Below are 20868 nucleotides of genomic sequence, written 5' to 3'. Positions count from 1 at the left end.
CAACACTCAAAGATAAGGGGACGAAATGAGCGATCACACCTACCGGGTAATCGAGATCGTCGGAAGCTCGGCCGACGGAGTCGACGCGGCAATCCGCAACGGTTTGACCCGGGCCGCCCAGACCATGCGCGCCCTGGACTGGTTCGAAGTCGAATCAGTGCGCGGCCATCTGGTTGACGGCGCCGTCGGCCACTTTCAGGTGACCATGAAGGTGGGCTTCCGGCTCGAAGATTCTTAGCGCTAGAACGCCCCTGGGCTCAGCCCGCGACGGCTCCCGGCTCCGAGTACGGCGCCCCGATGCCCGTGACCGGCTGGTAGCCACGCTCGCGGGCCTTGGCGGCCGCCTGCCGGATCAGGGCATAGATGGCGACGAAACCGGCGTGGTCGGTGGCCACCAGCGGAGTCAACAGCCGATTGTGCACCAGCGCGAACGCCACGCCGGTCTCCGGATCTGTCCATCCGACGGACCCGCCCATCCCGACGTGACCGAACCCCGGCATCACGTTGCCGATGGGCAGACTGTGGTAGCCCAGGTGAAAAGCCATCGGCATGAAGAGATTGCGATCCGGCTGCAGCCGCCGCTCGCCGGTCAGCCCCGCCACCAGCTCCCGCGACAGGAACTGGGTGCCGTCAATCTCGCCGCCGTTGGCGATCGCGCCGTACATCCGCGCCAGCGCGCGGGCGGTGACGACTCCGTTGGCGGCCGGAATCTCGGCGTCCAGCATGGGGGTTTCGCCCTGAACCGTCGCGATGACGCCCGGAAAGTACATCGAACGGAATCCGCTGGAGAACTGGTTGGCGATCTTGTGCGCCGCAAAGGTGACCAGCGGGTTGGCGGCGATGTCCTGCGGCATGATGATCTGGGCGACCTGCGTGGGCGAGCCCGCCGGCGGCCGGCCCAGATGAAAACCGTCGGTGTCCAGTGGCTCGGCGAGCTCCTCGCGGAACAGGACGCGCATGTCCTTGCCGGTCACGGCCCTGGCCAGGCCGGACATCAACCAACCGAAGGTAAGCGCGTGATAGGCCGGTTTGCCGAGCAGCCTTCCCGGAGCCGCCGCCGCCAGCCGCTCCTCCATCACGACGTGATCCAGCAGGTCTTCCTGGCTGGCACCGCGCAGTCCCGACAAGCCCGCCGCGTGCCGCATCACCTCGCGGACGGTGAGCTTCTCCTTGCCGTTGGCCGCGAACTCCGGCCAGTACTGCGCGACCGGCGCCTCGTAATCGATCAGCCCCCGATCGGCAAGCCGGTGGATCACGGTGGCGGCCATGCCCTTGGTGGCCGAGAACACCATCGGGGCCGAGTCCGCTGACCATGGGACCTCGCCCTTGCGGTCCGCCCACCCTTTCCACACGTCCACGACGGGCTGGCCGTCCAGGTAGACCGCCAACGCTCCCCCACCAAACCGGCGAGCGGGAAACATGCTGGAGAACATTCGAACGACGCACGCAAATTGAGAGTCCGCAGCGCCGGATACACGATGGCCTGCGTCAGGGTCACCGTCGGAAGAAACCGCGCGGCGATTGACTCCGATGTCTATCGTCACATCTTGAATTTACTTGGATTTCATAGAGCCCAGTGTCAAACCCGGAATTAATTTACCATTCCGTTAGGCCTGCGCGGTATCCAAAATTTGCTGGGCGGCCAGAGCGGGAGTCAGCTCCCCCGCCCGAACCCGGCGCTCGACGTCGGCTCGGATCTTGCGCACGTCCGGGTTGGACAGCACTCGGTCCAGCACCGCATCTCGCACCATCTGCCATGTCCAGTCCACTTGCTGTTCGCGTCGGCGCGCTTCGAACTCACCGGCCTCGGTGAGCACTTGGTGATGGCGCTCGACAGCTTCCCACAGCTGTGTCAGACCGGTTCCTTCCACCGCGCTCATCGTGAGAACCGGTGGCCGCCAGATTGTTTCGCGTGGGTAGATCAGCCTGATAGCGCCGGACAGCTCCCTGGCGGCCAACCGCGCATCGCGCAGATGTTCCCCATCGGCCTTGTTCACGACCACGATGTCGGCCAGCTCCAGCACACCTTTCTTGATGCCCTGTAGTTGGTCGCCGGTGCGCGCCAAAGTCAGCAAGACGAAGGTGTCGACCATGTTTGCGACGGCCACTTCGGACTGGCCGACGCCGACCGTTTCGATCAGAACCACGTCGAAGCCGGCGGCTTCCAAGAGCACCACCGATTCCCGCGTCGCCTTTGCTACGCCGCCCAGAGTTCCCGACGTCGGAGAGGGCCGGACGTAGGCATCCGGGTGCATTGCCAACCGCGCCATCCGCGTCTTGTCGCCCAGAATCGATCCGCCGGTACGCGTCGACGAGGGGTCCACCGCCAGCACGGCCACCTTGTGGCCCTGCTCGATGAGGTACATGCCCAGGGCCTCGATCGTGGTGGACTTCCCCACTCCCGGGACGCCGGTAATACCCACCCGATGGGCCTTCCCGGATTCGGGGAGCAGTGCCAGCAACAGCTCTTGGGCCTGCCGCCGATGGTCGGCGCGGGTGGACTCCAGCAGCGTGATCGCCCGTGGCAGCGCGGCACGGTCGCCATTGCGCACGGCGGCGGCCAGTTGCTCGACCTTGGCGTCGTCCGGGGAGGTCACCGGCCCCACCTCATCGGACACGCCCTGGTGCAGATGCGCGGCGGAATGCGCGATGGCGTCACACTCACGCGAGTAGTTTTACCGGCCACTAGTCCAGCGGGTATCCCAGCCGCTCGGCCAGCTTGTGCAACAGGCCGATGGCGGCGTCGGCGATCACGGTGCCGGGCGGATAGATGGCCGTGGCCCCGGCGGCGTACAACTCGTCGAAGTCGCCCGGCGGGATGACACCACCGACCACGACCATGATGTCCGGCCGTCCCACCTTGGCCAGCGCGTCCCGCAACGCCGGCACCAACGTCAGGTGGCCAGCGGCCAGCGACGACACGCCCACGACGTGCACGTCGTTGTCGGCGGCCTCGCGGGCCACCTCCTCGGGCGTGGAGAACAGTGAGCCGACGTCCACGTCGAACCCGATGTCGGCAAACGCCGTCGCGATCACCTTCTGGCCACGGTCGTGGCCGTCCTGGCCCATTTTGGCGACCAGGATGCGGGGGCGACGGCCGTCCGCCTCGGCGAACTTCTCGACAAGCTCGGTCGCTTTGGAAAGCGGGGTGATGTTGCCGCCTCCTTGAACTTCGTCCCGGTAGACGCCGGCGATGGTGCGGATCTCCGCCTGATGGCGGCCATACACCTGTTCCAGCGCATCGGAGATCTCTCCGACGGTGGCCTTGGCGCGGGCCGCGTCGATGGCCAGCGCCAGCAGATTATTACCCAACCCGTCATCGCCGGCCCGACCGTGGGCGGCGGCGGCGCGGGTGAGCTCGGCCAGGGCGGCATCGACCGCCGCCTGGTCGCGGCCGGCCCGCAGTTCTTGCAGTTTGGCCAGCTGCTCGGCACGTACCCGGCTGTTTTCGACCTTGAGTACCTCGATCTGCTGGTCCTCGTCGACTTGGTACTTGTTCACCCCGATGACCGGCTGCTGGCCGGAGTCGATGCGCGCTTGGGTGCGCGCGGCCGCCTCTTCGATGCGCAGCTTGGGAATCCCCTCGCTGATGGCCGCCGCCATGCCGCCGAGTTCGGCAACCTCGTTGATGTGAGCACGTGCCCGCTGCGCAAGCTGGTGCGTCAGCCACTCCACGTAATACGAGCCCGCCCAGGGGTCAATCGGGCGCGTGGTACCCGACTCCTGCTGCAGCAGCAGCTGAGTGTTGCGCGCGATGCGTGCGGAGAAGTCGGTGGGCAGCGCCAGCGCCTCGTCAAGTGCATTGGTGTGCAACGACTGGGTGTGCCCCTGGGTGGCGGCCATCGCCTCGATACAGGTGCGGGCGACGTTGTTGAAGACGTCCTGCGCCGTCAGCGACCAGCCTGAAGTCTGCGAATGGGTACGCAGCGACAGCGATTTGGAGTTCTTCGGCTCGAACTTCGCCACCAGCTCACTCCACAACAACCGGCCGGCACGCAGTTTGGCGACCTCCATGAAGAAGTTCATCCCGATGCCCCAGAAGAAGGACAGCCGGGGCGCGAACTTATCGATGTCCAGGCCCGCATCCAGGCCCGCTTTGATGTAGTCGACACCGTCGGCAAGGGTATATGCCAGCTCCAAATCCGCTGTGGCTCCGGCTTCTTGGATGTGATATCCGGAGATCGAGATGGAGTTGAACTTGGGCATTTTCACGCTGGTGTAGGCGAAGATGTCGGAGATGATCCGCATGGACGGCTTGGGCGGATAGATGTAGGTGTTGCGCACCATGAACTCTTTGAGGATGTCGTTTTGGATGGTGCCGGCCAGTTTCTCCGGCGGCACGCCCTGTTCCTCGGCCGCGACCACGTACAACGCCAAGATCGGCAGCACGGCGCCGTTCATGGTCATCGACACCGAGACCGACGATAGGTCGATACCGTCGAATAACTGCCTCATGTCGAGAATGGAATCGATTGCTACGCCCGCCATTCCAACGTCGCCCTGAACACGGGGGTGATCGGAGTCGTAGCCGCGGTGGGTCGCCAGATCAAAGGCGACGGACAGCCCCTTCTGGCCAGCGGCCAGATTGCGACGGTAGAACGCATTGGAGTCGGCAGCGGTGGAGAAGCCGGCGTACTGGCGAATGGTCCATGGCTGGTTGACGTACATCGTCGGATACGGGCCCCGCACATAGGGCGGCTCCCCAGGAAAGCTGTTCACCGGATAGCCGTCGGCCTGCGCTGCCCTGCGGTCGGCACCGATGTAAACGGGTTTGACCTCAATACCTTCCGGCGTCTGCCATCGAAGTTGATCGGTTGCGTACCCGTGCGCAGCAGCGGTCGCTGCGACTTGTTTCTCCACCGACGCTTCGGTGGCCGACGCCACAGCGCGCTCGCCATGAAGTGGTACGTCAGCGAAACTGCCGATGGCCGATGCAGTGGTAGTCATCGTGGCTACGCTCCCAACCGCGTGAGCAGATCGGACAGGGCTTGCACCGCATTGATTTTCGCGGTCAAGAATTCGTCAGGCCGACTCGCGACGTCAACCGCCTCGTCCAGTGCGCCCGGCGGTCCGGCCAGGTAGACCCGGGAGATGCCGGCCGATCTTGCCGCCTCGACCACGGCGGGCGCCTCGTCCCGATAACGGCGGTCGGTGCCGCAGATGACCGCGACCGTCGGCGAACCCGCCTCAGCTACCGCCGTTGCGACGCCTTGCGCGTCGACGGTTCCCGGATTGAGCGCCTCGACGCCACCCGAGGCCAAGAGATTCGATGCGAAAGTCGCCCGAATGTTGTGTTCAGCCAGCGGACCCAGTGGCAGCAACAGCGCCCGCGGTCGCGCCCCGGTGTCGGACAAGTAGGCATCCGATCGATCGCGCAATGTCTCGAATTCGGCGCCGTAGCGCAACAGCTTTCCGCAGCCGTCGGGCGAGAAACCGCGATCCGGTTGCGGCAGAGCAGGTTCGTCGAGGTTGGGAAATTCGTTGACCCCGGTGATCGCAATCCGCCGATGCGCGATGTCGTCGGCGCGGCGTGCGGCGAGCTCGGCGATCTGCCCGGCGACGTAGTCATGGGCGTTGGCAAATCCGCCACGCGCCTCGATGGCCTGGAAATGCTGCCAGGCGTGTTGGGCCAGTTCTTCGGTGAGGTCCTCGACGAACCACGACCCACCGGCCGGGTCCAACACGCGCCCCACGTGGGACTCCTCCAACAGCAACAGTTGGGTATTGCGGGCGATCCGGCGCGCAAAGCTGGTGGCCGTACCCGGAAAGCCACCCGCAATCGCGACATCGAAGGGATGAACCAGCACGGTGTCCGCACCGCCGACACCCGCGCCGAAGGCGGCCAGCGTGCAACGCAGCATGTTCACCCACGGGTCGCGTTGGGTCATCATCGGCAGCGAAGTCTCCGCGTGCAACGTCGCCGCCCCGCCATCCGGGTCACCGGCGACCTCGGCGACCCGGGCCCACAACCGGCGCGCGGCTCGCATCTTGGCCAGTGTCATGAACTGGTCGTCATCGGCGGCCAGCCGGAGGCCGATCTGTGCCAGCGCGTCGCCGATCGAGAGACCGGATTCGGTGAGCAGCCGGAGATAGGCCACCGCCGCGCCAATGGTGGCCGCGAGTTCCCAGGCCGCAGTCGCGCCCAGATTGTGAAACGCCGGCCCGTCGACCGTGATCGTGCGCACGCCTCGATCACCGGCCACCCGTCCCGCGATCGCGAGTACATCGTCAATCGAGGGGGCGGGACGCCCGCTCAGCGTCGCGGTCAACGGATCGGCGCCCAGATCGATCGACATCGTCGCGCGCTGGTCGGTATCCAGCCCAGCCGCCAACCGCAGCATCGCCTCGCTGGCCGCCCGGTACTGGGCACCGGCATCCACAATCACCGGCGCCAGGTTCAGATACACACCCGCGAGCAGCCCTTCGAGCTGGTCAGGCGCCACGCCGTGGTCCCCCACCCGGACCAGCAGCGCGCTGACACCGTCACCCAACATGCCCAGCAGCGCCTGGTTGGTGTCCACCACGGACGCATCCGGCTGCGGTACCGCCTCGACGACCTTCCAGCCCGAGTTGACGTCGCGCAACGCGTCGCCGCCCCGGACGTAGGGCCACTCGCCCGGCAGCGGTGGTTCCGGCAACTCGTCGAAGGCACTGTAGAGCGCCCGGATGGCGATTCCGTCGTAGGTGGGAGTGTTCAGCAGCCGTTCGGGTTGATCGCCGAACCCGGCAGAATCCGGCCGCGCGGTCTTGGAAAGAACACCGGCGACCGCACTGCGCCAACGCTCGCGAACCTGTTCTAGCTCGGCGAGCTCGGGTACATCAATGGACACCGACTGCTCCTATTTACGCAGCAATTGACAACTTTGTTTCCGGTTGCTCTTGGCCTGCCACTAAACTAATAAGGCTAGTTGATTGGAGCCGGGGGCTAGGTGACCAGGTGCAGCCTTACCGCTCACAGTGTGACCAGAAACGCCAGCCGGGAGAAACGATATATTCACCTTCGCCCCGTACTCTGGGTGATTGTGACAGCCTCTGTCCTGTGCAAAACCACCGATACGGTGCGCGGCATCGCTCTCGCGCTCCGGACGGCCGCACGGCAGATGTCACGACTGCGCAAGGTCAGCACCGTGGCAGGAATCACACTACTGGTGGCGGTGGCATTGCTGGTTCCGCTGCCTACCGCGGTGCAGATGCGGGACTGGGCATCATCGGTGGGGCCATGGTTACCCCTGGTGTTTCTGCTGGTCCACATCGTCGTCACGGTGCCACCCTTTCCCCGTACCGCATTCACCGTTGCCGGCGGCCTGCTGTTCGGACCGGTCTTGGGCATCGTGATTGCGGTGACGGCCAGTACGGCGAGCGCGGTGATTGCGCTGCTGCTGGTGCGCGCGGCCGGGTGGCGGCTGAACCGGCTGGTGCCGCACGGTGCGGTCGACCGGCTCGATGAGCGTCTGCGGGAACGGGGCTGGCTGGCGATCTTGTCGCTGCGGCTGATCCCCGCCGTGCCGTTTGCGGCGCTCAACTATGGCGCCGGCGCATCGGCGGTGCGGGTGGTCCCCTACACGCTGTCCACGCTGGCGGGCTTGCTCCCCGGCACCGTCGCGGTGGTGATTCTGGGCAGTGCGCTCGCCGGTGACGGCAGCCCATTGCTGGTTCTGGTGTCGGTATGCACGGCGGCCCTGGGCATGAGCGGGCTGGTCTTCGAGGTCCGCCAATATCGACGGCACCATCGCCACCAGGCGCCATCGGACCACGGACCCGTTCTCGAGCCGGCTTGCGAGCCGCTGGGCGTCTGACCGTCAGCTGCCGGTCGTAGACCGGTATTGAATCTCAAACCGTTTTGCCTGAAAGATCTACCCAATGGTCGGCGTCAGTGCCCACGCGCTCGCGAATCTGGGCTCGCCGTCGTCCCTGGCTCGCACCGCGTTGTTGTTGGCCGGAGCGCTGCTGTGTCTGTCGGTGGCAGCTTGGCCGGTGCTGAGCCAGCGCCGCAGGCAGCACCCCGAGACACAAGAGCAGATGTTCGCCGGCACGAATGTGCCCTACTCCGCGCCACCGCAGCGGCGGCGGTCCGACGGTGGGCGACTGACGATTGCCGCGCTGATCTGCGCGGCCGGATTCGTCGCGGCTATCTGGCTGCCAAGCAAGAGCACGATGGCGCGACCACTGGTTGCCCTGCCAGGCGCCAGTGCCATTGCCCCGGGCACCGGCATCGCCGTCACCTACGCCGACGGGTCAGGGGGAATGGGCTGCACCGCTGGGTTCTTGGTACGCACCAACGCCGGCCGGACCGGGATACTCACCGCCGGCCACTGCAATAAGGAAGGCGAAGCGAGCAAGGTCAGCATCAACTACTCCACGGGCGGCGGATACGTGAACATCGGTACCTTCAGCCAGTCGGTCAGCGAGGGCCTCAGCGGGGAAGCCCACGACATCGGACTGATCACGCTGGATTCCGGAAAGATCCCGCAGTCCCCGGCGATCAAGGCGGCTGTTCCGGTCACCGGCATAGCCACCGATCTGAAGGTGGGGCAACTGCTCTGCAAGTTCGGGATGAAGACGGGCCGAGCGGAATGTGGGCAAGTCACCGACATCAGTGCGAGCAAGGTGGCTTTTCTGGCGGCCAGCGAATGCGGCGATTCCGGGGGCCCCGTCTACCGCCTGGACGACGATGGCACCGCGGTGGCGGTCGGCATTCTCATTCGGGCCGGCCATGCCAACGACCCACATCCCGGATGCTCGACACCGGCCACATTCTCAATCGCCGAGCTGGTGCGCCCCTGGCTGGACCGGTGGAGCCTGACCGCCATCACCGAATCGGGTTCCCCCTGAGCGTTCACTCAACGCCACCGGCCACCGCCAGCGGCAAGGTGAGCCGGAATCGTGCACCGCCCTGGTGCGGTAGACAAACCAGCTCGCCCCCGTGGGCCCGGGCCAGCGCCCGCGCGATCGGCAAACCCAGGCCCGCACCACCATGGTCGCGGGTGCGTGCGGCATCGAGGCGCACCAAGCGCTCGAAGATTCGGTTGCGCTCGTTGTCGGGGATGCCCGGGCCGGTGTCGGTGACGGTCACCGTGGCCACTCCTTGGCCGGCCCGCAGATCGATGGCGATGGCTCCCCCGGCCGGGGTGTACCTGCGCGCGTTGTCGAGCAAGTTGGACAGGATCTGCGCCACCCGAGTCGGGTCGGCCGCAACGGTAAGCGTGCCAAGCCCGGACCGGGTCACGGTGATCTGCGGCGCCAGCATCGTGGTTCGCTGGCTTTCGGCGTCGACGATCTCGGCCAGGTCGGTGTCGTGGCGGTCCAGCGGCAGCCCCGCGTCGATACGGCTCAGATCCAGCATGTCGGCGACGAGCCGTCCCGCGCGACGCGCATCAGAGAGCAGCAGACTGGCGCGGCGGTACTGGCCGCGCGCTGCGGGATCTTCCTGCTGCTGCCCGGCGCTGCTGGCGAGTTGTTCGGCGGCGACCTGCATCCCCGCGATCGGAGTGCGCAGTTCGTGGGCGGCGTCGACGAGAAACTGCCGCGTCGCGTTCTCGGCGCGCTGCGCGGCCGTAGCGGCCTGCTGGGCACGCAGCTCTGAGTCTTCCAGCGCATCCAGCATTCCGTCGAAAGCGCTCGCGGCCCGGCCGAGTTCGGTATCGGCGCGGCTGGGGCGCAGCCGGCGACCGCGATCTCCGGTGGTGATGTCCTTGGCCAACGCCGCGAGCCGATCCAGCGGCGCCAATGCCGCCCGGCTGACCAGTACCAGTAGCAGTGCCGCCACTACCAGGGTCACCAGCCCGGCACCGATCATCAGCTGGCGCAGCTGGCGAGTCACTTGAGTGGTCTGCGTGGTGTCGGCGACCAGGATCAGTCGCGAACCATCCGGCAAGGTGTGTACCGCCGCCGTGGCGGTCGCATCCGGCGGCGGTCCGGGCGGCGGTCCCCCAGGTGGAGGGGGAGGCGGCGGCGGGGGGCCATGAGGACCCTGGTGCCCCCCGGGCGGAATCAGGGGCGGAGGGCCGGGCAGCGCCGGGACGGCGGGGCCCGCGGTGGTGTCCGGGCTGATGTTAGGGTCCCCGTAGGTAGCACCGTCGGCTGTCACCAGCAGCGCGCGCACGCTGCCGCCGTTGATCTCGGCGGCGATCAGTTCCGGAGAGGTGCCCACCGACGCCAGCGCGTCGGCGCGCGAGGTGGCCGCCAGCAGCAGATCGTGCAGATTCCGCCGAGCCTGCAAGCCCAGGCTGACGTCGATGGTCACACCCAGCACCACCAATAGCACCGCCAGCAAGGCCACCACCAGCAGAATCACCCGTCGCTGCAGCGACGGTGTGGGGGTTTCGGGATCGCCCGGGGATTCGAGCTCCTCGGCCATCATGACCTCGGCGGCTGCAACCGGTAGCCGATGCCTCGGACGGTCTGCACAATTCGTGGGCCATGCGCTTCGAGCTTGCGGCGCAAGCTGCTGACATGCACCTGCACCAGGTTGGCGTCGTAGGCGTCGTAGCCCCACACGGCATTGAGGATCTGCGTGGCGCTCACGATGCGGCCGCGTTGTTGTACCAGGAAGTCGAGCAGTCGGAGTTCGGTGGCGGTCAGGTCCAGCTGGTGGCCGTCGCGTGCAGCGACCCCAGCCTCGCTGTCCAGCATCAGATCGCCGACCTGAACCACCCGGGGCAGCCGACCCCGGCGGCGCAGAACCGCGCCCACCCGCGACACGAGTTCGGCGAGCTCGAACGGTTTGACCACATAGTCGTCGGCACCTCCGTCGAGACCGCGCAGCCGGTCGGGCAGACCGTCGCGGGCGGTGATCAAGACGATGCCTATATCGCCCCACTCGCGGATGACGTCGATGAGGGCAAATCCGTCCCGACCCGGCAGCATCACGTCGAGTACCACCAGGTCGGGCCGTAGGCCCTGCAGAACTTCTTCCAGTCCTTCTCCATCGGAGCGGGTGTCGGTGTGGTAGCCGACGTCGGCCAGGGCCTCGTTGACCATTTCGCGGATGGTCTCGGAATCCTCGACCACCAGCACTCTCGGCGCGCCGACACTGAATTGGTCCGTGCGGCTCGCAACCTGGCGATTGCCGGTGTGGTCGGTTCGCGAACGATCGGTCATGGCCCCATTGTTAACGCGTGGTCCTGAGATCAATCTGAAGCGCCGCACGTTTCTTGCGATAACCGACAATCTGGGTGCCGATCCGACTGCCGCAACCACCCGGTCCGGTCTCGGCGGTGCGGCGCGTTCGGCATTCTTCAGTTCCACTTCAAGTTCGGAAATTAGCGTCGCGATCACCGACAACGACGAAGTGGAGATCGCCATGAGTGCACAAGACAGCAACACGACCCCAAACATCGGCGCCCAGGCGCCAGGCCAGGGCGCCGCCCCGCCACCCACACCGCCCGCCCCGGCCGCGCCGGTGCCGCCCGCCCCGCCCGGACATCAGCAGCGCCGCTTCTCGACGGGGATGCTGGTGGGCTCGGGCCTGCTGGGCCTACTCGTTGGTGCGGTGGGAACCGCGGGCGCGGCGCTGTTTCTTTGGGCGTTTGCCTTCGGACCTCCCCCGCCCCCGGGGCCAGGCGGCGGGGGCCCGTCCATGGGATGGCACCAAGCGCCTCCGCCCGGACCGGGCGCGCTGCGGGGTCCGATGCCCGGGGGACCGCCCCCGATGCCGGTGCCGCCGGCGGGCCACGCCTTCCGGGGCGGTCCGCCGCCGGGGGCACCGGGGCCCGGGCAACTCCCCGGGGCACCAAAACCACCCGCGCCCGGGCAGTTGCCGGGCGGCCCGCAATCGCCTGCGCCGACACCAGCACCCGCAACACCAGGTGCGCATGCCTGAGGGTGGCGGGACAACGACGTCCTAGCGGGTGATCATTGGCCGCAAACCGGTGTCCCCGCCCCGGTCGCGATGCACGACATCTGCGACCGGGGCGGGGTTCGTCGTAGTACCCCCGGCGCACCAACTGCTAAACAATTGTTTACAATTGTAAACGTGCATTTAGCGACCGATGATCGAACCGCGCGGGCAAGGATCCGCGACGAAGCACTGCGACTATTCGCCGAGCGCGGCCCCGACGCGGTCACCGTGCGAGACATCGCGACCGCCGCGGGGGTCTCGCCCGCTTTGCTCATCCGCCACTACGGCTCCAAAGACGGGCTGATCGAGGCCGTCGACAACCACGTCATCGCCATATTTGAAGTGCTGCTGACCGAAGCCACCCGAGAAACCGAGGCCGTCGGGCTCGGCCAGGCCGCCGTGGGAGGCCTGCTCGACGGCCTCGCCACGCACCTACCGCCCGACTCAGCGGTCCCGGCATACCTGAGCCGAATGTTGATTAGCGGCGGTACGGCCGGACCAGGGTTGTTCGCGCGGCTGTTCCGGCTCAGCCAAGACACGCTGAACGCGATGGTTGCCGCGGGAACCGCCAGTCCTGGTGCCGATCCCGCGGTGCGGGCGGCGTTCTTGCTGGTCAACGATCTAGCGGTGCTGACACTGCGGCCACGGCTCATCGAAGTCCTCGGTGTCGATCCGCTCACCGACGCCGGAATGCGGCGCTGGGCCGGCGAGGTGTTCGCCGTCTATCGCGACGGCCTGGTCAGCGATTGACGCAGCAAAAAGAAGAGGAAATGGAGGCAAGGATGTCACTAGTAGCCAAGACCGGTGCACGGCTGATGCGCTCCCGCACGCTCATGCGCGCGCCCATCTGGATTTATCGGGCGCGGGCAGGCGCCGTTTTCGGGTCGCGGATGCTGATGCTCGAACACATCGGCCGCAAATCCGGCACGCCGCGCAACGCCGTGCTGGAGGTCGTCGATCACCCGGCGCCGGACACCTACGTCATCGCTTCCGGGTTCGGGAAGAACTCCCAGTGGTACCGCAATATCGTGGCCAACCCCCGGGTTCGGGTTTACGTCGGCAGCCACCGCGCCGCACCCGCCACCGCACGCGTTCTCGAACAAGCCGAAGCCGACCAGGCGCTAGCCTCCTACCGCAGCCACCACCCGGCGGCGTGGGAGAACCTCAAGCAGGTGATCGAGGAAACGCTCGGCAGCCCGATCACCGACACCGACACGGCACTGCCGATGGTGGAACTGCGCCTCGACTAAGCCTGGTCGGGCCCTTTGACCGTCATTACCGCGAAGGTGGCCAGAAACGAGGCCGCGGGGATGATGTTGACGATCTTGTCCCGCACCCGAACGTGGGCCGCCACAGCCAGCACGAAATATAGGGTCAACATCGCTGTGGTCAGCCTGGCCAAGGCGGGAAATCGGGTGACCGAGAACAGACCGACCGCCGCGGCGGCCTTGACTACCGGAAAAACCGGGCGCACCGCTTCGGGAACGCCCAGGTCATCGAGGATCTTGGCGATCGGGGGCAACGGAATCGCGCACGCCACGGCATCTCCGGCCTGGAACACGCCCAGCACCGCATAGGCCTTCGGTGACGTCACGACGCTCATCGGTTGTATGGCCCCAGTTCGGGCGGCGAGCCCACTGGGCCCTCCACGGGCTTGCGCGCTATGGCCTCGGCCTTGGCGACCGCTTGCGCGATCGCCGGGTCGGTTTCGGTGGAGAACCAATCCGAGACTTCGTCGTCGTCGCCGTCTGTCGCATGCTTGGGCAGGTCCTCGACCGGGGAGGCCTCGAAGCGGAACACCCCGTCCTCCCCCGGCTTACCCAACATTCTGGTGAAACCTTGCAGCGCCGCGTTGAAGTCACTGGGCACCACCCAGACCTTGTTGGCGTCGCCGCGCGCCATCTCCGGCAGCGTCTGCAGATACTGGTAGGCCAGCATCTCCGGGGTGGGCCGCCCGGCCTTGATCGCGGCGAATGTCTTCTGGATGGCCTTGGCCTCACCCTGCGCCCGCAAGTAAGCCGCGGCACGTTCACCCTGAGCACGCAGCATCCGTGATTGCCGGTCGGCCTCAGCTGCCAGGATCGCGGCCTGCTTGGCGCCCTCGGCCGCCAGGATCTGGGACTGCTTCTGCCCTTCGGCTTGTTTGATGGCCGCCTCCCGGGTGCCTTCGGCGGTCAGGATCATCGCGCGCTTCTCCCGGTCGGCCTTCATCTGCTTTTCCATCGACGCCTGAATGGACGGCGGTGGGTCGATGCTGCGCAGTTCGACGCGCGCCACCCGCAGGCCCCAACGGCCGGTCGCCTCGTCGAGCACCCCGCGCAACTGGCCATTGATCTGGTCACGAGAGGTCAGCGTCTGCTCGAGCGTCATCCCGCCGACGACGTTACGCAGCGTCGTCGTGGCGAGCTGTTCGACGCCCACGATGTAGTTGCTGATCTCATACACCGCGGCCTGCGGAACCGTGACCTGGAAATACACCACGGTGTCGATGTTGAGCGTCAGGTTGTCCTCGGTGATCACCGGCTGCGGCGGAAAGGACACCACCCGCTCGCGCAGATCCACGCGGGCGCGGACGCGATCAATGAATGGCACCAGCAACGTCAGCTGACCACTGACCGTGCGGCTGTATCGACCCAGCCGTTCGATCACGGCGGCCTCAGCCTGAGGGATCAGCGCAACCGACTTGGCGACCACGATGATGGCGAATATCACCAGAACAGCTAAAAACACCAGGCCAACAACCGCATCGTCCATTGGCATACCTCTCTCGAGTCGCTATACGTCCCTGAAGACCACGGCGGTAGCACCCTCGATGTGCACTACCGTCACCGAATCACCCGGCTCAAACACATCGCCGTCGTTCAGCGGGCGCGCCGTCCACACCTCGCCCTCAATTTTCACCTGCCCGTTGTCGCGAGCAACCCGATCCAGCACCAGCGCGTTCTTGCCCTCGAGCGCCTTGATCCCCAGCTGCAGGGCTTTGGCGGGAGCCAGCTTACGCCGCAGCGCGGGCCGAACCAGGGCAAGCAGCAAAACCGAAACGATGAGGAAAACCGCCCCATCGGCCCACAGCGGCCAGTCCGTCAGCCAGCTGATTCCCGAAGCAGCCAAAGCGCCACCACTGAGCATCAGCAAAAACATGTCGCCGGTCAACGCCTCGGCTCCGGCGAGCACCAACGCTGCAATCAGCCAGATCAGCGCGACAGGCATGGCCACAGGATACGCGTGATCCGCCCTAGCCGCGGCGAACAACTACACTGCGAGACCATGTGGTGTCCGAGTGTTTCGCTGTCGATGTGGGCCAATGCCTGGCTCGCGGGCAAGGCCGCGCCCGACGATCTTTTGGACGCGTTATCACTCTGGGCGCCAACACAATCGGTTACCGCGTATGATGCCGTCGCGGCGGGCCATACCGGATTGCCGTGGCCGGACGTGCACAATGTGGGTACGGTGTCGCTGCTGCAGACACTGCGTGCCGCGGTGGGCAGGTCAACGGCGGCGGCGCCGTCGACGCCCGGCGGGTTGTTCGGGACCATCAACGTGGTGCTGCCGGTACCGGGTGATGTACGGGGACTTTCGGCTGGAACGCAATTCGCGCGTGACGCGCTGGCCTCCGGCGAAGCGCTGATCGTCAGCAATCCCGACGATCCCGGCACCGCTATCGGACTGGTCCCTGAGTTCTCCTACAGCGATGCGGATGAAGCCGGAGATGACGAGACGGGGACACCCGAATTGTCTGCACTGGCCTGGACGGTGTATTCGCTACCGGGAGCCCCGGCCTTCGATCACTACGAACTCGCCGACGCCGAATATGCACTGCGTTCGGCTGTGCGTTCAGCTGCCGACGCATTGAGTGCCATCGGATTGGGATCGGCAGCCAGCGACGTGGCCAATCCACGCGGTTTGGTTGAGCAGATGCTGGAATCATCACGGCAACACCGCATCCCCGACCACGCACCGTCGAGAGCGCTGCGGGTGCTGGAGAACGCCGCCCATGTCGACGCGATCATCGCAGTCAGTTCCGGGCTCAGCCGACTGCCCGACTCCGCCCCGGAACACATGGCACACCGGATGGTGGCCGGGCTGGAGCCGGTGGGAACGCAATCCTCGTCGGAGGTTCAGATCGCCACCGACGCGCTGCGGCCGCTCAACGCCGTGGTGCGTTCGGCACGGATGGCCGCGATCAGCGCGATCCTGCACTCAGCCTGGTCTGACTGACCGCAATCAGGCCCCCTGAGGTGCTGTTTCCCGCGCGGCGCAATGTGGTGGGCGGCACGGCTCACCGTTGACGCCGGCCAGACATCCGGACACGGGATCCGGGCCGCCGACTCGGGCCAGCTCACCACCGCTGCGAAGTTCCTCGATCAAGCCCCGGGCCAGCCGCGCGAATCGGCGATCGGCATTCGGCGTGGCGGCCCGGGCAAGTGCGATCCCGGCATCCTGCGCCTGAGCCCGCAACTCAGCGTCGAGATCCCACACCACTTCGATGTGATCGGCGACAAATCCAATGGGACAGACGATCACGGCTTTGACGCCGCCGGCGCGCAGCATCTCGAGATGGTCAGCGACATCGGGCTCGAGCCACGGAACCTGGGGCGGTCCTGATCTCGACTGCCAGGCCAGATCATAGTCGTCATATCCCGCCGCCGCGGCGACCAGGCTTGCGGCATAGGCAACTTGGCGGCTGTAGAGCCCGGGCCCACAGCGCCGATCCGCGGCCACCGGAATCGAGTGCGCGGTGAACACCAAGCGGGCGCCTTTCGGCACCGTTGCCGCAGCAGCCGCAATGGCCTCGGCGAACATCTCGACAAACAACGGATGATCGAAATAGCTTCTGAGCTTCACCAGTTCGGGTGCATCCGGCCCGGCGGCCCGACGCGCTCGGGCAATGTCCTCGACGTACTGAGTGCAGCCGGAATACCCGCTCCAGGCCGAGGTGGCGAAAACCGCCGCTCGTTTAACACCGTTGTCGCGCATCGCCATAACGGTGTCCTCGACGTAGGGCTCCCAGTTGCGGTTGCCGAAATACACTGGCAGGCCGACTTCGGCGCGCAGCTCGGTGACTAGCGCCCGGTTGATGCCGTTGATCGGCGACACCCCACCGAAATGCATATAGTGCTCCGCCACCGCGTCGAGCCGCTCGGGCGGCACTCCGCGGCCGCGGGTCACGTTCTCCAGGAACGGCCGCACCTGCTCCGGACCTTCCGGCCCACCGAAGGACAGCAGCAGGACGGCATCAAATTCCATTGCCCGCTACAGCAATTGAGTGTGTGCGCCACCATCGGCGAAGATGATGTCGCCCGTGGTCGCCGGGAGCCATTCGGACAGCACCGCACACACCGTCTTGGCGACCGGCGTGGGATCCTTCATGTTCCATCCGACCGGAGCTCGTTGATCCCAGCCATCTTCGAGCAGCTGAATCTGTGCGCCGGCTTCCTCGCCGAGCGCACCGCCGACGATCGCGCTCATTGCCAGGGTCCGGATCGGTCCTGCTGCAACCAGATTCGAACGAACGCCGTACTTGCCAGCCTCACGCGCGACAAAGCGGTTGACCGACTCCAGCGCACTCTTGGCAACCGTCATCCAGTTATAGGCCGGCATCGCCCGAGTGGGATCGAAGTCCATACCGACGATGGAACCGCCGGGATTCATGATCGGCAGCAGCGCCTTGGCCAGCGAAGCATAGGAATACGCGGAAATGTGGATGCCCTTGGAGACGTCCTCGTAGGGCGCATCAAAGAACGGGTTGATGCCCATTCCGCTTTGCGGCATGAAGCCGATCGAGTGCACCACTCCGTCGAGCTTGTTGCCCTCCCCGATCACCTCGGTGACCCGACCCGCCAGGCTGGCCAGATGCTCTTCGTTTTGCACGTCGAGTTCGATCAGCGGAGCCTTCTGCGGCAACCGGTCCACGATGCGCTGGATCAGCCGCATCCGGTCGAAACCGGTCAACACCAGTTGGGCACCCTGTTCCTGGGCCACCCGGGCGATGTGAAACGCGATCGAGGAGTCGGTGATGATCCCGGAGACCAGGATCCGTTTGCCTTCCAGCAGTCCTGCCATGTCCGTCCTTCGTGTTGTGGTTCGGTTAGGTCGTGATTCCTTCAGGTCGTGGCCGAAGCCTTCGCCTCATGGGTGGACTCAGTGGCCCATACCCATGCCGCCATCGACGGGGATGACCGCACCGGAGATGTAGCTCGCATCCTCGGAGGCCAGGAAGCTGACCACCCCGGCGACCTCGGCGGCGGTGCCGACCCGCTTGGCCGGGATGAACTGCAGCGCCCCCTCCTGAATCCGCTCATCCAGCGCGCGGGTCATATCGGTGTCGATGTAGCCCGGCGCCACCACATTGGCGGTCACATTGACCTTCGACAGCTCGCGGGCGATCGAGCGCGCCATCCCGATCACACCTGCCTTGGAGGCGGCGTAATTGGCCTGGTTGCCAATCCCCCAGCTACCGGAGACCGAACCGATGAAGATCAGCCGGCCGAACTTCTTGCGCTGCATGCTGCGAGATGCGCGCTGAGCCACCCGGAATGCCCCGGTGAGGTTGGCATCGATGACCTTTTCGAACCTCTCCTCGGTCATCCGAATGAGAAAGGCGTCCGCGGACAGGCCGGCGTTGGACACCAGCACCTCGACCGGGCCCTGGTGCTCCTCGACCTCTTTGAACGCGCGGTCGACGGCGTCGTTGTCGGTGACGTCACACTCGACGCCGAACAGCCCCTCGGGTGCCCCGGATCCGCGGTGCGTGACGGCCACCCTGTGACCATCGGCGGCCAGTCGCTGCGCGATCGCCAGACCTATCCCCCGGTTTCCGCCCGTCACCAGGACTGAGCGGGATACGAATGCGGGTTTGCCGCCGTCGGCGGCACTTTCGGTGTTTTGCTCGGTGGCCGTATCAGTCACCCCGCCAACCTAGCGCCTCACCACCGCAAGCCTGTAACCGGCTGGTCGCCAACGAGACGCCCCGGCGCATTTTCTGCCCCGGATTGTGCCCTGCGCTACGTTCGCGCGCCAGAGCTAGGTCGGCAACCGGCGGTTGATGAGCAGCGCGGCCAGTGCCGCTGCCACCAAGACGAGCGCGCCCAGACGCAGCCAACCCATGCTGGCGTCGCCTCTGATCGTCTCGTACCCGATCTGCTGCTGCAGCGAGGCGTAGACCGAGTTCAACTCGGCCAGGGTCGCGGCGTTGTAGGAGTTTCCGCCGGAGAGCTGGGCGACTTTCTTCATCGTCTCGTCGTCGACGGGCACCGGCTGGCGCTGATCGTTGATCTCGACAAAGCCGTACGGGGTGCCGAAGGAGATCGTCGAGATCGGAACACCCTGGTCCTTGGCCGTGCGTGCGGCGGTATAGGCGCCCTTGGGGTTGTCCGGATTGGTCGGCATCGTCTCCTTGCCGTCGGAGAACAGCACGATGCGAGCCGGCGGTGGTGTGTCGCCACCACCGATCACCGCTCCGACGGTGGCGATGGCCTGCAGGGCCGTGAAGATCGCTTCCCCGGTGGCGGTGCGGTCGGCGAACTGCAGCTTGTCGAGCGCGGCCTTGGTCGCCGCCCGATTGGTCGTCGGCGAGACCAGGACCGTCGCGGTGCCGGCGTAGGCGATCAGCCCAAGGTTGATCCCGGGGGTCAGCTCGTCGGCGAACTGTTTGGCGGCCTCTTGCGCCGCGACCATGCGGTTGGGCTCGACGTCGGTGGCCCGCATCGACTGCGATACGTCGATCACCAGCATGACCACCGCGCGGTTGCGTGGAATCCGGACGTCGTGCGTCGGCCCGGCCATGGCGACGGTGAACAGCACCAACGATAGGGCCAGCAGCATCGCCGGAATGTGACGGTAGCGCGAGGGCCGCTGGGGGGCCACGCTCTCCAACAGCTCCATGTTGGCGAACCGCAGCATCCGCTTCTGGCGCGCCAGTTGCAGCACGACGTAGACCGCGATCAACCCGGCGACGACCAAGAGGAATAGGAAGAACCAAGAGTGTGCAAAGCCGGACAGCGTCATCGGCCCCAGCAACGGCAATGTCATAACAGACCTGTCTCAACGTGCATGAGCGTTGGTGTCACCGGCGCCCCGCGATTGCCCCACGCCGGCGGGAGGTGACGAAACGGACGATGTCGGCGATCCAATCGCGGTCGGTGCGAAGCGACATGACCGGTGCCCCGCAACCGCGGATGGTGCGGACCACGTCGGCCCGGTGCGCCGCGGCCGCCCGGGCGAAATCGTTCTGCAGCTGGGCATCGATGGTGAACTCACGGGTCACCCCGGTTTCGGCGTCTTGCAGCACCACGTCGCCGATGTCGGGCAGTTCGACATCGCGGGGATCGAGCACTTCGATGGCCAGTACCTCGTGCCGAGCAGAAATCGCCCGCAGCGGGCGCATCCAATTGATCGGCCCCAGGAAGTCGCTGATGATCACCGCCATCCCGCGACGGCGCTCCGGACGGCGCAGCGCATCGATGGCGACGGCCAAGTCGCCGCGCACCCCGACCGGCGCCTTGGGTGTGGTCGCGATGGTGCGCAACATCGTCTGCAGATGCTGGCGCCCGGACCGCGCCGGCACTCGAGTGAGCGTGGCGCCGTTGGAAATCAGGGCGCCAAGCCGGTTGCCGCCACCGCTGTTGAGGAACGAGATGGCCGCGGCCGCCGCTACCGCAAGGTCACGCTTCTCGCACACGGCGGTACCGAAGTCCAGGCTGGCCGACATGTCGACCACCAACCAGGTCTCCAACTCCCGGTCGGCAATCATCTGCCGTACGTGCGGTGTGGTGGTGCGGGCGGTAACCGACCAGTCCATCCGCCGTACGTCGTCGCCGGGCTGGTAGATGCGGGATTCGCCCGGCTCGCTCCCCGGCCCCGGGAGCAGGCCCAGGTAGTCGCCATGCAGCACGCCGTCCAGCTTGTGGCGGACGGCCAGCTCGAGCGTTTTCAGCGCCGCCGCCAGCTTGGGGTCATTGATGTCCCCGCGCTGCATCGACGGCGGGTTGACGACACGTGGCCCAACCGCCTCTTGAGCCACCGGGACC

Annotated in this window: 21 protein-coding genes; 7 read left to right on the top strand and 14 right to left on the bottom strand. The window is 66.3% G+C overall.

Going from position 1 to position 20868, the window contains the following annotated elements; genetic code table 11:
• Nucleotides 1-25: 25 nt before the first annotated feature.
• Nucleotides 26-238, top strand: a complete 213-nt coding sequence (locus tag CCUG20998_RS11060) for a dodecin (RefSeq protein WP_011739649.1) — start codon at nucleotides 26-28, stop codon at nucleotides 236-238.
• Between the two features lie 19 nt (nucleotides 239-257).
• Here the strand turns inward: CCUG20998_RS11060 and lipL are convergent, their stop codons facing one another.
• The 4 genes from lipL to mutA all read right to left on the bottom strand — a co-directional run bounded on the left by lipL (nucleotide 258) and on the right by mutA (nucleotide 6830).
• Nucleotides 258-1544, bottom strand: coding sequence for an esterase/beta-lactamase LipL (gene lipL / locus CCUG20998_RS11055; protein WP_036455578.1), 1287 nt, complete (start codon nucleotides 1542-1544; stop codon nucleotides 258-260).
• A gap of 63 nt (nucleotides 1545-1607) precedes the next feature.
• Entirely contained in the window at nucleotides 1608-2597 is a 990-nt protein-coding gene (gene meaB / locus CCUG20998_RS11050; RefSeq protein ID WP_036455852.1) for a methylmalonyl Co-A mutase-associated GTPase MeaB, read from the bottom strand.
• An 88-nt stretch (nucleotides 2598-2685) separates the two neighbouring features.
• Nucleotides 2686-4947 (bottom strand): methylmalonyl-CoA mutase, encoded by a 2262-nt coding sequence (gene scpA / locus CCUG20998_RS11045; RefSeq protein ID WP_020728624.1) that lies wholly within the window; start codon nucleotides 4945-4947, stop codon nucleotides 2686-2688.
• Nucleotides 4948-4952: 5 nt separating this feature from the next.
• Nucleotides 4953-6830, bottom strand: coding sequence for a methylmalonyl-CoA mutase small subunit (gene mutA / locus CCUG20998_RS11040; protein WP_020728623.1), 1878 nt, complete (start codon nucleotides 6828-6830; stop codon nucleotides 4953-4955).
• A 192-nt stretch (nucleotides 6831-7022) separates the two neighbouring features.
• Here mutA and CCUG20998_RS11035 point away from each other — a divergent pair, with 192 nt between their 5' ends.
• Together CCUG20998_RS11035 and CCUG20998_RS11030 are read left to right on the top strand one after the other, a co-directional pair.
• On the top strand, nucleotides 7023-7796 hold the full coding sequence (locus tag CCUG20998_RS11035) for a TVP38/TMEM64 family protein (protein ID WP_012394052.1): 774 nt from the start codon (nucleotides 7023-7025) through the stop codon (nucleotides 7794-7796).
• Nucleotides 7797-7860: 64 nt separating this feature from the next.
• Complete coding sequence (locus CCUG20998_RS11030) at nucleotides 7861-8832, top strand: S1 family peptidase (protein WP_020728622.1); 972 nt, start codon at nucleotides 7861-7863, stop codon at nucleotides 8830-8832.
• A gap of 4 nt (nucleotides 8833-8836) precedes the next feature.
• Here CCUG20998_RS11030 and CCUG20998_RS11025 read toward each other — a convergent pair whose 3' ends face one another.
• Together CCUG20998_RS11025 and CCUG20998_RS11020 are read right to left on the bottom strand one after the other, a co-directional pair.
• The gene (locus tag CCUG20998_RS11025) at nucleotides 8837-10357 is read right to left on the bottom strand and encodes a sensor histidine kinase (protein WP_196809702.1); all 1521 of its coding nucleotides are present in this window, start codon (nucleotides 10355-10357) and stop codon (nucleotides 8837-8839) included.
• Nucleotides 10357-11100, bottom strand: coding sequence for a response regulator transcription factor (locus CCUG20998_RS11020; RefSeq protein WP_050674517.1), 744 nt, complete (start codon nucleotides 11098-11100; stop codon nucleotides 10357-10359). Before CCUG20998_RS11020 ends, CCUG20998_RS11025 begins: the two co-directional genes overlap by 1 nt.
• Between CCUG20998_RS11020 and CCUG20998_RS11015 the strand changes: the two genes are divergently transcribed.
• From CCUG20998_RS11015 to CCUG20998_RS11005, 3 genes are all read left to right on the top strand, one after another.
• A complete protein-coding gene (locus CCUG20998_RS11015) occupies nucleotides 11099-11821 on the top strand; it encodes a hypothetical protein (protein WP_116269105.1) in 723 nt (240 codons plus the stop codon). The genes CCUG20998_RS11020 and CCUG20998_RS11015 overlap by 2 nt on opposite strands.
• A gap of 153 nt (nucleotides 11822-11974) precedes the next feature.
• Nucleotides 11975-12589: a TetR/AcrR family transcriptional regulator gene (locus CCUG20998_RS11010; protein ID WP_020728620.1), complete on the top strand. Its 615-nt coding sequence runs from the start codon at nucleotides 11975-11977 to the stop codon at nucleotides 12587-12589.
• A gap of 32 nt (nucleotides 12590-12621) precedes the next feature.
• Nucleotides 12622-13089, top strand: coding sequence for a nitroreductase family deazaflavin-dependent oxidoreductase (locus CCUG20998_RS11005; protein WP_020725001.1), 468 nt, complete (start codon nucleotides 12622-12624; stop codon nucleotides 13087-13089).
• On the opposite strand, the gene CCUG20998_RS11000 is transcribed toward CCUG20998_RS11005, so the two are convergent.
• The 3 genes from CCUG20998_RS11000 to CCUG20998_RS10990 are packed head-to-tail and all read right to left on the bottom strand — an operon-like array spanning nucleotide 13086 to nucleotide 15049.
• The gene (locus CCUG20998_RS11000; protein ID WP_020728619.1) at nucleotides 13086-13442 is read right to left on the bottom strand and encodes a DoxX family protein; all 357 of its coding nucleotides are present in this window, start codon (nucleotides 13440-13442) and stop codon (nucleotides 13086-13088) included. The two genes, CCUG20998_RS11005 and CCUG20998_RS11000, sit on opposite strands and share 4 nt — an antisense overlap.
• Complete coding sequence (locus tag CCUG20998_RS10995) at nucleotides 13439-14593, bottom strand: SPFH domain-containing protein (RefSeq protein ID WP_020724999.1); 1155 nt, start codon at nucleotides 14591-14593, stop codon at nucleotides 13439-13441. Before CCUG20998_RS10995 ends, CCUG20998_RS11000 begins: the two co-directional genes overlap by 4 nt.
• Before the next feature lie 21 nt (nucleotides 14594-14614).
• A complete protein-coding gene (locus tag CCUG20998_RS10990) occupies nucleotides 14615-15049 on the bottom strand; it encodes an NfeD family protein (RefSeq protein WP_036427387.1) in 435 nt (144 codons plus the stop codon).
• 57 nt (nucleotides 15050-15106) lie between these two features.
• On the opposite strand from CCUG20998_RS10990, the gene CCUG20998_RS10985 reads away from it, so the two are divergent.
• Nucleotides 15107-16057: a hypothetical protein gene (locus CCUG20998_RS10985; RefSeq protein WP_020728618.1), complete on the top strand. Its 951-nt coding sequence runs from the start codon at nucleotides 15107-15109 to the stop codon at nucleotides 16055-16057.
• A 6-nt stretch (nucleotides 16058-16063) separates the two neighbouring features.
• On the opposite strand, the gene CCUG20998_RS10980 is transcribed toward CCUG20998_RS10985, so the two are convergent.
• From CCUG20998_RS10980 to CCUG20998_RS10960, 5 genes are all read right to left on the bottom strand, one after another.
• A complete protein-coding gene (locus CCUG20998_RS10980) occupies nucleotides 16064-17086 on the bottom strand; it encodes a ferrochelatase (protein ID WP_020728617.1) in 1023 nt (340 codons plus the stop codon).
• A gap of 6 nt (nucleotides 17087-17092) precedes the next feature.
• The gene (inhA, locus tag CCUG20998_RS10975) at nucleotides 17093-17902 is read right to left on the bottom strand and encodes an NADH-dependent enoyl-ACP reductase InhA (RefSeq protein WP_020728616.1); all 810 of its coding nucleotides are present in this window, start codon (nucleotides 17900-17902) and stop codon (nucleotides 17093-17095) included.
• A 78-nt stretch (nucleotides 17903-17980) separates the two neighbouring features.
• On the bottom strand, nucleotides 17981-18748 hold the full coding sequence (fabG1, locus tag CCUG20998_RS10970; RefSeq protein ID WP_012394041.1) for a 3-oxoacyl-ACP reductase FabG1: 768 nt from the start codon (nucleotides 18746-18748) through the stop codon (nucleotides 17981-17983).
• 114 nt (nucleotides 18749-18862) lie between these two features.
• Nucleotides 18863-19870: a VWA domain-containing protein gene (locus tag CCUG20998_RS10965; RefSeq protein WP_020728615.1), complete on the bottom strand. Its 1008-nt coding sequence runs from the start codon at nucleotides 19868-19870 to the stop codon at nucleotides 18863-18865.
• Between the two features lie 34 nt (nucleotides 19871-19904).
• Entirely contained in the window at nucleotides 19905-20816 is a 912-nt protein-coding gene (locus CCUG20998_RS10960) for a DUF58 domain-containing protein (RefSeq protein WP_049785293.1), read from the bottom strand.
• Nucleotides 20817-20868 lie beyond the last annotated feature (52 nt).

This window comes from Mycobacterium marinum, assembly GCF_003391395.1.
GTDB lineage: Bacteria > Actinomycetota > Actinomycetes > Mycobacteriales > Mycobacteriaceae > Mycobacterium > Mycobacterium marinum.
This window is presented reverse-complemented; position numbering and strand designations above follow the sequence as displayed.

Coding starts and splice junctions, on each gene's coding strand:
- CCUG20998_RS11000 (WP_020728619.1), bottom strand. CDS start 13,442: ATGAGCGTCGTGACGTCACCGAAGGCCTATGCGGTGCTGGGCGTGTTC.
- CCUG20998_RS10995 (WP_020724999.1), bottom strand. CDS start 14,593: ATGGACGATGCGGTTGTTGGCCTGGTGTTTTTAGCTGTTCTGGTGATA.
- scpA (WP_020728624.1), bottom strand. CDS start 4,947: ATGACTACCACTGCATCGGCCATCGGCAGTTTCGCTGACGTACCACTT.
- inhA (WP_020728616.1), bottom strand. CDS start 17,902: ATGGCAGGACTGCTGGAAGGCAAACGGATCCTGGTCTCCGGGATCATC.
- CCUG20998_RS10990 (WP_036427387.1), bottom strand. CDS start 15,049: ATGCCTGTCGCGCTGATCTGGCTGATTGCAGCGTTGGTGCTCGCCGGA.
- CCUG20998_RS10985 (WP_020728618.1), top strand. CDS start 15,107: ATGTGGTGTCCGAGTGTTTCGCTGTCGATGTGGGCCAATGCCTGGCTC.
- CCUG20998_RS11025 (WP_196809702.1), bottom strand. CDS start 10,357: ATGGCCGAGGAGCTCGAATCCCCGGGCGATCCCGAAACCCCCACACCG.
- CCUG20998_RS11015 (WP_116269105.1), top strand. CDS start 11,099: ATGGCCCCATTGTTAACGCGTGGTCCTGAGATCAATCTGAAGCGCCGC.
- CCUG20998_RS11060 (WP_011739649.1), top strand. CDS start 26: ATGAGCGATCACACCTACCGGGTAATCGAGATCGTCGGAAGCTCGGCC.
- CCUG20998_RS10965 (WP_020728615.1), bottom strand. CDS start 19,870: ATGACATTGCCGTTGCTGGGGCCGATGACGCTGTCCGGCTTTGCACAC.
- CCUG20998_RS10980 (WP_020728617.1), bottom strand. CDS start 17,086: ATGGAATTTGATGCCGTCCTGCTGCTGTCCTTCGGTGGGCCGGAAGGT.
- CCUG20998_RS11005 (WP_020725001.1), top strand. CDS start 12,622: ATGTCACTAGTAGCCAAGACCGGTGCACGGCTGATGCGCTCCCGCACG.
- CCUG20998_RS11030 (WP_020728622.1), top strand. CDS start 7,861: ATGGTCGGCGTCAGTGCCCACGCGCTCGCGAATCTGGGCTCGCCGTCG.
- CCUG20998_RS11020 (WP_050674517.1), bottom strand. CDS start 11,100: ATGACCGATCGTTCGCGAACCGACCACACCGGCAATCGCCAGGTTGCG.
- CCUG20998_RS10960 (WP_049785293.1), bottom strand. CDS start 20,816: ATGCAGCGCGGGGACATCAATGACCCCAAGCTGGCGGCGGCGCTGAAA.